Genomic DNA, 9,977 nt, shown 5'->3' with positions numbered 1-9,977 from the left:
ATAATCTATAAGATGGGGTTGACTGATACTGGTTAACCCCATCTACAGTCATTTATTGTTGGACTTTTGGGGTCACTTATTGTGAGACGTAGCAATTAAGTGAGGGAATATGGCCTCTGAATGGCAAAAGATGTTGGGCGGAGAGCTATACAACCCCCTCGACCCGGAACTTGTCCAGGCACGCAACCGTGCGAGGGACCTCTGCCAAGACCTTAATTTAACCCGCGAGGGGCAGGACGAGGAGCGCCGGAATATCCTTTGCCAGTTGTTTGGCCGGGGCGGTGACACGGTATGGATGCAACCGCCGTTTTTTTGCGATTATGGAATCAATATAGAACTTGGTAAACGGGTGTTCTTTAACTTCAACTGTGTCGTACTAGATGTGGCCCGTGTGATTGTCGGCGACTACACGCTTTTTGGTCCGGCTGTGCAGATTTACACAGCAACTCATCCTTTCGATGCGAAGCTCCGCAGAAGTCAAGAGTTCGCAAAACCGATAGAGATTGGCTCAGACGTGTGGGTAGGTGGCGGAGCGATCATTTGCCCAGGAGTACGAATTGGCCCGCGCTCCGTAATTGGAGCCGGGAGTGTTGTGACTAAAGACATCCCCAAGGACGTTTTCGCTGCCGGCAACCCCTGTAAAGTGATTCGCGGAGTTGCTGAGCAGGACCTTCCATGACTATGGCTGACAATGCCCGCTACTGGAGAAGGCGGAGGCGAGGCGGATGTCGATTACATTTTCGAAATTCCCCTGAAGGTCGCGCAAGCCTTGGTAGGCTTCAAGCATGATGAGGAGTGTCCTTATATTTTAGAAGAACAATTCATCGTGCTTGCGTCAGACCATGCGTAAGAGTTTCTTTGCTAAGTTACCCGGAAAATGAAAGCCTGCCAAACAAGGTGCTCTATCCGGACGCTAAAAAAGCTGTCGCCTTTTCAGCGTCGCTGCGCCTGGTCATTATGCGCAAATACAAAGGTATAAAATTAAGATGGATATTGACTGTTCAAATCCAATTGATTTTGATGCATGGATTGTGCTGGTAAAAGAAGTCGAGCCACTTTTCGGACCTATGGCTGACGAAATCGCTTTTCAAGAAGCTTTAAGGCAGGCAATCAAATGCGAAAGAGCTTTTTGCATTCGATCAAATCTGAATAAAAAGGAGAGAATGTTAAAAGGTGGTATTATTATCTCAAAAGAGTCAAACGAAATAGTATGGCTTGCAGTTTCAAAACAGTGTCGCAGAAAGGGATTTGGCCGGCAGTTGCTTAAATTCGCAATTAGTAAACTGAATCCTAAAGCGGATATATTTGTACAGACATTTGATGAATCAGTTCCTGAAGGAAAGCCTGCAAGAAAGCTATATACAGAATCAGGTTTTGCTGATGTTAAGGATGGCGGGCCAAATACAGCAGGGGTGCCGACCGTTATTATGAAATTAGCCGCATCAGGCTTTGCTGGCAAATAAATGATCACTGAAATTCATGTTATGAGTACATAAAAAGCCATGATAAGAAAATTCGAAAAATCAGATATTGATCAAGTTATCAAATAAAGAACAAATTGATGAGCACACAGGTCATCCAGAGATAGTAATGATATTCAACTCATAATAAATTTATTTATTATCGTGGCAAGATAAGCTCAAGGTCTTGGGATCACTGAATATATGGCTCATAACAACCCAATTCACAGGGATCTGAGTTCCGCTGTCGCATCAGTGTGCCAAGAAGAACCGATATCGGTTTATTCTGTAAAGGATGGGACCGATCACTGCAAGGGCTTTCAGGAACAACTGCTTGCAGACATATCCAACCATTTTGTTGAGAATTTTGTTCACAGCCGCATTTTATCAGCAATGACTGAGATTCGTGCAATTCTGCGGTATTTCTTTGATGGCCATACGATAGCCTTGGTCCCTTGCCACATTTGAGTGGACTCCTGTCGAATCACGCCAGGAACTGTCCCGATAGGTGCCCGACCAGTCGCTCAAAAAGTGCCTGAACGAAAATCGTTTTTTTTTGCCAATATCTGTGTCAGGCTCAAATTGTCAAATTGTAATCTTCAGAATACTTCGGGTATGTTTGCGGTAAGAATTTTCGCCTTCCTTGAGCGTGAGAAAAAATCCTGGTTTTCGTTGGGGCACTTAGTACGTTCCCGGTATGGCGGCCGTCTACCGGACGCCCTTGTCAGGGCGCCGCTTAATTTAGCGGTTGGCGATATTTTGAGAGAAACGATATGATTGACTTCTTAGAACAATACAACCCCATTACACAAGCGCTGATGGCAACGCTCTTCACATGGGGCTTGACTGCTGCGGGAGCTGCGATCGTTTTTTTCGCGAAAAATGTAAAGCCCAAAGTCATGGATTCGATGCTTGGTTTCGCGGCTGGCGTGATGATTGCCGCAAGCTTCTGGTCATTGCTCGCACCAGGGATTGAAATGGCGGAACAGATGGGGCAAATTCCCTGGCTGACAGCCGTCATCGGATTTATGGTTGGAGGGTTTTTCATGAGACTGACAGACCGTGTCCTCCCCCATCTTCATATAGGTCTGGAGAAGGCGCAAAGCGAGGGGATCAAGACATCCTGGCAGCGAAGCACGCTGCTGGTCCTTGCCATCACCTTACACAATATTCCCGAAGGTCTTGCGGTCGGCGTGGCTTTCGGGGCTGTGGCAGCCAATCTTTCTTCTGCTACGCTTGGCGGTGCCATAGCCTTGGCAATCGGAATCGGCCTCCAGAATTTTCCCGAAGGGGCGGCGGTGTCATTGCCATTGAGAAGAGAAGGGCTGGGCCGTACAAAGAGTTTCCTGATGGGGCAGTCGTCGGGCATCGTCGAACCGATTGCGGGGGTACTTGGGGCCGCATTTGTCCTGCACATGCAGAGCATTCTGCCCTATGCCCTTTGTTTTGCTGCCGGCGCAATGATTTTTGTAGTCGTGGAAGAACTGATTCCGGAATCTCAGCGGAACCAGGCAAACATTGACCTGGTGACCATGGCAACCATGACGGGCTTTGCGGTGATGATGCTACTCGATGTGGGATTGGGATAGCGGAGCTGACATTAAATGAACACAGAAAGCGCCAGCAATCGCATCTAGCACGACGAGGTCTGGGGCATGGACGCGCCAGACCTCACAGCCCATGCGTTATATTTTGGCCTACCAGTCCTTTGACGGCAGCTTGGCCACGCTCCTGAATCCCACCCCGGCATAGGCCATAGCTCCGGTGGGAGTGGCCCGTACAACCGGGATTGAAGCCGCCCCCGGTTTTATCTTCCACTTTCCATCCCTGTAGACGACAGGTTCATAGCCTTTCAACACTTCCCCCGGCAGAAGCCATATTTTTCCGCCACAAATTCAGCCTTCACCACCTGTTTGGGATCAGCGACATCTGGCTGATCCATAGCAACCATGGCTTCCCCGCCGGGAACCAGGCAAAGGGTCATTACGTGGCTTCCCAAATTTCCTGGGGAGTTGCTTTTCTCAATGGGGCGGCCGGGAAGAATGAATGTTTCACCGGTTTGCCAACCTGCAGGACCAAAGTTATGTTAAAGAACATGCCCCTTAGATACCTCCGGTCATAATCCTAACAGGATCCCGCCAATCTCTATGAAGAAAAGGAGTCAAAATGACAAGAGATCCGGTTTGCGGCATGGAGGTTGATGACCGAAGCGCTCAACACAAGTTCAGCTATTTGGGAAAGACTTATCACTTTTGCACCCGGGCATGCCAGGAGGCATTTTCCAGTAATCCGGATCGATATCTTGCCCAAAAGCCCCTTGACATCGGCACTTCCCGAAAAATCGCAGTCGTGGGGCTCGGACAGGTGGGCGCCACGTTTGCTTTTGCTCTAATGACCACCGGCATGGCCTCTGAAATTGTGTTAATCGACCGGAATCAGGAAATCGCCGAAGGTCATGCCATGGATATGAATCACGGGATGGCGTTTGTACGGCCGACAAAGATTCATCCAGGAACCTATGCGGACTGTCGGGGCGCAGATATCGTGGTCATTACCGCAGGTGCCGCCCAGAAGCCCGGAGAAACCCGCCTGGATTTGGTCCGGAAAAATACGGAAATTTTTAAAAACATCATCCCGGAAATCGCGAGACAGGATCCGGGTATCCTGCTGATCGTGTCCAATCCCGTGGATATTCTGACCTGTGTGGCGCATCGGATTTCCGGGTTTAGCATGAATCGGGTCATCGGTTCGGGCACTGTGCTTGATACCGCCCGTTTTCGTTTTCTGCTGAGCCGCCACTGCGGGGTGGATGCCAGAAATGTGCAGGCTTTTGTGATCGGTGAACACGGAGATACCGAGGTGCCGGTCTGGAGCCAGGTCAATATAGCAGGCATGGGGTTTGACCACTATTGTGCCATGAGCCGGATATCCTGTGAAAAAGACGACCAGGATCTGCTGTTTAACCAGGTCAAACAGGCCGCCTATGAAATCATCAATCGAAAAGGCTATACCAATCATGCCATAGCTCTCGGGTTGGTACAGATACTGAGCAGTATTCTGCGGGGGGAAAACAGTGTGCTGACGGTTTCAAGTCTGATTGACGGATATTATGACATCGGTGACGTATGCATGAGTCTGCCTGCGGTGCTCAGTCAAAACGGGATTCAACGCCAGCTTTTCATGGAACTCAGCGACGAAGAAGCCGCCATGTTTCGCAATTCGGCAAACAAGCTCAAAGAAGTGGTCCAACGGCTCGACGTTTAAGGGACAACCTTTATTCAAAGGAGTATGTCTTGACAGGGACACAGGAAAAATCGCAGCGAGATCTCAACGTGCAAAGCCGGAAAGATCAGCCACATGATTCAGGTGGGTCACATGGCGGGGGACAATCCGGACACGATCACGCTTCCTCCGGGAACCAAAAGGCGCATTCCGGCCATGGCCAGGGGGATCATGGCGGCCATCGCGATCATCACGCCCACATGGTGGCGGATTTCAAAAAACGCTTCTATATATCCCTTGCCATCACAGTGCCGGTGCTGTTTCTCTCCCCCATGATCCAGTCTTTTCTGGGGCTGCAGGAGCTTGGGTTTGCAGGCGATCAATACGTGTTGTTTGCCCTGGCATCGGCGATCTTTTTCTACGGCGGGTGGCCGTTTTTAAAAGGGATATTTGACGAGCTGAAAAAATTCCAGCCCGGCATGATGACCCTGATCGCCGTTGCCATTGCCACGGCGTATATCTACAGCAGTGTCGTGGTCTTCGGCCTTGCCGGCAAAGTGTTTTTCTGGGAATTGGCCACCCTGATCGACATCATGCTGCTTGGCCACTGGATCGAAATGCGCTCGGTCATGGGCGCATCCCGGGCGCTTGAGGAATTGGCAAAGCTCATGCCTTCAGATGCCCATAAGGTCATGGATGACGGCAGCACAAAGGATGTTTCCATACAGGAAATTCAGGCCGGCGACCGGGTGCTGGTCAAGCCCGGAGAAAAAGTCCCAGTGGACGGCGAGGTGTCAGAGGGCCAAAGTGCTGTCAACGAGTCCATGATAACCGGTGAGTCCAAGCCGGTTTCCAAAAGTGCCGGCACACAGGTGATCGGCGGGGCGGTCAACGGCGAAGGATCTTTAACGATCACGGTGCAGAAAACCGGAAAGGACTCGTACCTGTCCCAGATGATCGACCTGGTGGAGCAGGCCCAGCAAAGCAAGTCCAGAAGCCAGGATCTGGCCAACCGGGCCGCCCTGTGGCTGACCATCATTGCGCTGACCTCCGGGGCGATCACCCTGGTGGTCTGGCTGGGGTTTATGGGAAGAGATTTTGCTTTTTCCCTGGAGCGCACGGTAACGGTTATGGTCATCACCTGCCCGCATGCCCTGGGCCTTGCGGTTCCCCTGGTTGTTGCCGTTTCCACCGCACTTTCGGCCAAAAACGGCCTGCTGATCCGAAACCGGGCCGCTTTCGAGCGGGCGCGAAATATCGAAGCCATTATTTTTGACAAAACCGGAACTCTGACCGAAGGCCGTTTCGGCGTGACCGAAACCCTGAGCTTTTCAGATGATTACAGCCAGGAGGATCTGCTCGGTTATGCCGCAGCTGTTGAATCCCAATCCCAGCACCCCATTGCACAGGCAATCGCCGAAGCGGTGGAAAACCCGCAAAAAGCCGAGGATTTCAAATCCATTACAGGCAAGGGCGCGCAGGCAAAGGTTGCAGGAAAAAACGTAAAGGTCGTCAGCCCGGGCTATCTCCGGGAAAACGATTTATCTGTGGATGATAATCGGATTGACGAATTAAACACCCAGGGCAAAACCGTTGTCTTTATTGTGATTGACCAGACGCCTGTGGGCGCCGTGGCGCTGGCTGACATCATCCGGGAAGAATCCAGACAGGCGATTTCAAAACTCAAACAAATGGGCATCCAGTGCATGATGCTCACCGGCGATAACAAGCAGGTGGCTGCCTGGGTGGCGGAAGAAATCGGCCTGGATGACTATTTCGCCGAGGTTCTGCCCGAGGACAAGGCCAAGAAGGTGAAAGAAGTCCAGTCCCGCGGTTTGACCGTGGCCATGACCGGAGACGGCGTCAATGACGCGCCGGCCCTGGCCCAGGCGGATGTGGGGATTGCAATCGGCGCGGGTACGGATGTGGCCGTGGAGGCGGCTGATATCATCCTGGTGCGGAGCAATCCCATGGATGCAGTGGCCATTCTGGACCTGTCCCGGGCGACTTATCGGAAGATGCTCCAGAACCTGGCATGGGCCACGGGCTATAATGCCTTTGCCATACCATTGGCAGGCGGAGTGCTTTATAGCTGGGGTATTCTTCTCTCACCGGCAGTCGGTGCCGTTCTCATGTCTTTGAGCACCGTGATCGTGGCGATAAACGCCCGGTTTTTAAAGCTTTCGACATGAATGATGCAGCCCGTGGATATTTTGAAACCTGAATTTATCGCTTTTCAAGTTTGCCTCAGATACAAGGCAGCCGATAAGGCATATGACACAGGATAAAAAAGGAGGCCTATTTTGAAAACCCCCGGTTTGACGCGCCGCAGTTTTATCAAGGGCGCCGGTGCGGGCCTTTTTCTCGCCGGAGTTCCGCTGTCCTGGCCCCTGCCGGTATGGGCGAAATCACTGGACACCGGCATCAATGCAATCCCGCCGCAGACGCGATACGATCTGACCATCGGGTATTTTCCGATCCGCATAGACGGGAAAAAGGGCACTTCCACCGGCATAAACGGATCCGTGCCAGGGCCGCTGGTCCGTCTGCGGGAAGGAGACGACGTTGTCCTCAATGTAACCAATGACCTGCATGACACAGCCCATTCCTCGATCCACTGGCACGGCATTCTTGTTCCTTTCCCCATGGACGGTGTGCCGGGAATCAATTTCGCGGGCATTGGCCCCGGAGAGACCTACCAGTACCGCTATCATGTCAGGCAGGCGGGCACCTACTGGTATCACAGCCATTCGCGCTTCCAGGAGCAGACCGGCGCATACGGGCCGCTTGTGATCGATCCCAAAGACGGCGAGCCGTTTGAATATGATCGGGATTTTCCGGTTGTGCTCTCTGACTGGTCTTTTGAGGATCCGGAAGCCATCTTTCGGCATATCAACCTGGAGGGGCACTATTACAACTACCAGCGGCGAACCGTGGGGGATTTTTTCCGGGATGCAGACAAACACGGGTTTGGCAATACGCTGGCCGACCGCATGGCCTGGGGCAAAATGCGCATGAGTCCCGTGGACCTGGCCGATGTGACCGCATATACCTATACCTACCTGATGAACGGACACTCGCCGGCCATGAACTGGACGGCCAAGTTTGCCCCGGGCGAAACCATTCGCCTGCGTTTTATTAATGCAGCCGCCACGACCAACTTTGACGTGCGGATCCCGGGGCTGGACATGGAGGTGGTCATGGCTGACGGCAAGGCGGTGGAACCCGTCCCTGTGCACGAGTTTCGCATCGGAGTCGCCGAGACCTATGATGTGCTGGTCCGGCCGCAGAAAAACCGGGCTTTTACCATTTTCGCCGAATCGCTGGGACGCAGCGGATACACGCGGGGCACACTGACCCCGGCAGCAGGGATGGAAGCTGAAGTGCCCGCCTTGCGTCCGCGCCCTGTGCGCAAGCTTGAAGATATCGGCATGGCAATGATGTCCGGCAGTTCTTCCGGCCAAATGGGTGCCAACAATATGCAGCACGGCCACACAGACAACGGGAACCGGCCGAAACCGGATCCGGATGTTCCGGGGCCCAACGGCCCGAAGCCGTTTATGCCGGAAAAAAACATCAATGTGGCCATGGTCGTTCACAACCCCCGCTACCGGCTAAACGAACCCGGTCTCGGCCTGGGTAAAGACGACTGGCGCGTGCTGGTCTATGAGGATCTTGTCTCAGCGGAACCACATCCTTACAAGCATACGGTTGACCGCGAGATGACGATTAACATCACCGCCAATATGGAGCGCTACATGTTTTCCTTTGACGGCATGAAGTTTACCGAACACCCCGGGCCCTATCTTTTCCGGCATAACGAGCGGCTGCGGCTGTTTCTTGTCAACCATACCATGATGGATCACCCCATCCACCTGCACGGGATGTGGATGCAATTGGAAAACGGGGCGGAAAAACTGCCGTTTAAGCATACGATTCTGACCAAGCCCGGCGAGGTATTATCCGCGCTCATTACCCCTATTGAGAAAGGAGACTGGGCGTTTCACTGCCACCTGCTCTATCACATGGAAGCCGGCATGTTCCAGGTCGTCCGGGTCGCCTGAGAAAGGAGGAGATAATGACATTAAAGACAGGATTCATGATCCGGCGGGCGGCCTTGTTTCTGTTGATTCTCTGCGCTCCCGGCCTGGCTTTGGGGCAGAATACAAGTTCTTCGGGCAGCAGTCCATATCCGGCCGGCTATCACAAGGCCGCACCCGGACCACCCGGGGGCAAGGCAATCCGAAAGTATGCCGATGATACCGGTCCGGAGGCGAGAAAGAACTTCGGTGCGCAGCCGGTCCATGACAATGAAATGTTTGCCTTCTTTCAGGCCGATCGTTTCGAGTATCAGGCCCGTGAAGGAGAAGACCTCATGCTTTGGGACGTGATGGCCTGGGTCGGAGGAGATTACAATAAGCTATATCTGGAAAGCGAGGGCTCATGGCTGATGGATGCCGAAGAGTTTGAAGAGATCGGAGTTGAGCTGCTTTATGGGCGCAGCATCGACACTTTCTGGGATTTTCAGCTCGGCGTTCGGCACGATTTTGAACCCGATCCGGAACGGAGCTTTGCCGCCGTCGGCCTCCAGGGTCTTGCGCCGTATTGGTTCGAAGTCGATGCCACCGCCTATGTGAGCGAAGACGGGGATGTGTCAGCCGGTCTGGAGGCCGAATATGATCTGCTGATAACCCAGCGGCTGATTGTTCAACCGCGGCTGGAAACCTCCCTGGCTGTTCAGGAAGTCGAGGAATACGGGGTCGGCCAGGGTTTCAATGATATCACGCTGGGTCTCAGGCTGCGTTACGAGATCCGCAGGGAATTCGCTCCATATATCGGCGTATCCTGGAAGCGGAAACTGGGTGAAGCCGCCGACCTGGCAGAGAAAGAGGGCGAGGACACAGACACCACGGCATTTGTGGCAGGAATTCGCTTCTGGTTTTAAAGCACGGTTTACCTCCCATGCCCTGGTTTGTGAGCTGCTCGAAGTGGGGGGGCATCTTGCCCAAAGTTTGCGGCAGAGCAACATAAACGTTCATGAAGGCCGAAAAGCCGCGGAAATAAAAGGTGATGACCGGTTAGAGGGCTTGGTGCCGGATGATGGGACCGAACTCGATATTAACGGGATATTTATTGAGCTGGGCGCCAGGGCGGCCGCGGGCCTTGCCGGCATTAAGGCAGCCGTGTATGCCCGTAAATTAGTGCCTGTCCAATAAAAGAAAACTCATTAAAATAATTAAGAAAAATTAAAAATCAGGCTTGCGAAAGTTTTTCATTTATGATATAGGTGCTTAT

The 9,977-nt window shown here is 52.6% G+C and carries 8 protein-coding genes; 7 read left to right on the top strand and 1 reads right to left on the bottom strand.

What is annotated here, in order from left to right; translation table 11 throughout:
- Positions 1-109 precede the first annotated feature (109 nt).
- The 3 genes from ACTCIA_RS15525 (at position 110) to ACTCIA_RS15515 (ending at position 3,049) form a co-directional block, all read left to right on the top strand.
- A complete protein-coding gene (locus tag ACTCIA_RS15525; RefSeq protein WP_463002718.1) occupies positions 110-679 on the top strand; it encodes a sugar O-acetyltransferase in 570 nt (189 codons plus the stop codon).
- A gap of 307 nt (positions 680-986) precedes the next feature.
- Positions 987-1,463, top strand: coding sequence for a GNAT family N-acetyltransferase (locus tag ACTCIA_RS15520; protein WP_463002717.1), 477 nt, complete (start codon positions 987-989; stop codon positions 1,461-1,463).
- 770 nt (positions 1,464-2,233) lie between these two features.
- Entirely contained in the window at positions 2,234-3,049 is an 816-nt protein-coding gene (locus ACTCIA_RS15515; protein WP_463002716.1) for a ZIP family metal transporter, read from the top strand.
- A gap of 108 nt (positions 3,050-3,157) precedes the next feature.
- On the opposite strand, the gene ACTCIA_RS15510 is transcribed toward ACTCIA_RS15515, so the two are convergent.
- Positions 3,158-3,316 carry a hypothetical protein gene (locus tag ACTCIA_RS15510; RefSeq protein WP_463002715.1) on the bottom strand — a complete coding sequence of 53 codons (159 nt, stop codon included), beginning with the start codon at positions 3,314-3,316 and terminating at the stop codon, positions 3,158-3,160.
- Between the two features lie 310 nt (positions 3,317-3,626).
- Here ACTCIA_RS15510 and ACTCIA_RS15505 point away from each other — a divergent pair, with 310 nt between their 5' ends.
- The 4 genes from ACTCIA_RS15505 to ACTCIA_RS15490 all read left to right on the top strand — a co-directional run bounded on the left by ACTCIA_RS15505 (position 3,627) and on the right by ACTCIA_RS15490 (position 9,627).
- Positions 3,627-4,724: an L-lactate dehydrogenase gene (locus ACTCIA_RS15505; RefSeq protein ID WP_463002714.1), complete on the top strand. Its 1,098-nt coding sequence runs from the start codon at positions 3,627-3,629 to the stop codon at positions 4,722-4,724.
- 218 nt (positions 4,725-4,942) lie between these two features.
- Positions 4,943-6,874, top strand: coding sequence for a copper-translocating P-type ATPase (locus ACTCIA_RS15500; protein WP_463002713.1), 1,932 nt, complete (start codon positions 4,943-4,945; stop codon positions 6,872-6,874).
- Positions 6,875-6,985: 111 nt separating this feature from the next.
- The gene (locus tag ACTCIA_RS15495) at positions 6,986-8,746 is read left to right on the top strand and encodes a copper resistance system multicopper oxidase (RefSeq protein WP_463002712.1); all 1,761 of its coding nucleotides are present in this window, start codon (positions 6,986-6,988) and stop codon (positions 8,744-8,746) included.
- 14 nt (positions 8,747-8,760) lie between these two features.
- Positions 8,761-9,627, top strand: a complete 867-nt coding sequence (locus ACTCIA_RS15490) for a copper resistance protein B (protein WP_463002711.1) — start codon at positions 8,761-8,763, stop codon at positions 9,625-9,627.
- The last annotated feature ends 350 nt before the right edge of the window (positions 9,628-9,977 follow it).

The sequence above is a fragment of the Desulfosalsimonas sp. genome (genome assembly GCF_055149105.1).
This window is presented reverse-complemented; position numbering and strand designations above follow the sequence as displayed.

Coding starts and splice junctions, on each gene's coding strand:
- ACTCIA_RS15525 (WP_463002718.1), top strand. CDS start 110: ATGGCCTCTGAATGGCAAAAGATGTTGGGCGGAGAGCTATACAACCCC.
- ACTCIA_RS15520 (WP_463002717.1), top strand. CDS start 987: ATGGATATTGACTGTTCAAATCCAATTGATTTTGATGCATGGATTGTG.
- ACTCIA_RS15515 (WP_463002716.1), top strand. CDS start 2,234: ATGATTGACTTCTTAGAACAATACAACCCCATTACACAAGCGCTGATG.
- ACTCIA_RS15505 (WP_463002714.1), top strand. CDS start 3,627: ATGACAAGAGATCCGGTTTGCGGCATGGAGGTTGATGACCGAAGCGCT.
- ACTCIA_RS15500 (WP_463002713.1), top strand. CDS start 4,943: ATGGTGGCGGATTTCAAAAAACGCTTCTATATATCCCTTGCCATCACA.
- ACTCIA_RS15490 (WP_463002711.1), top strand. CDS start 8,761: ATGACATTAAAGACAGGATTCATGATCCGGCGGGCGGCCTTGTTTCTG.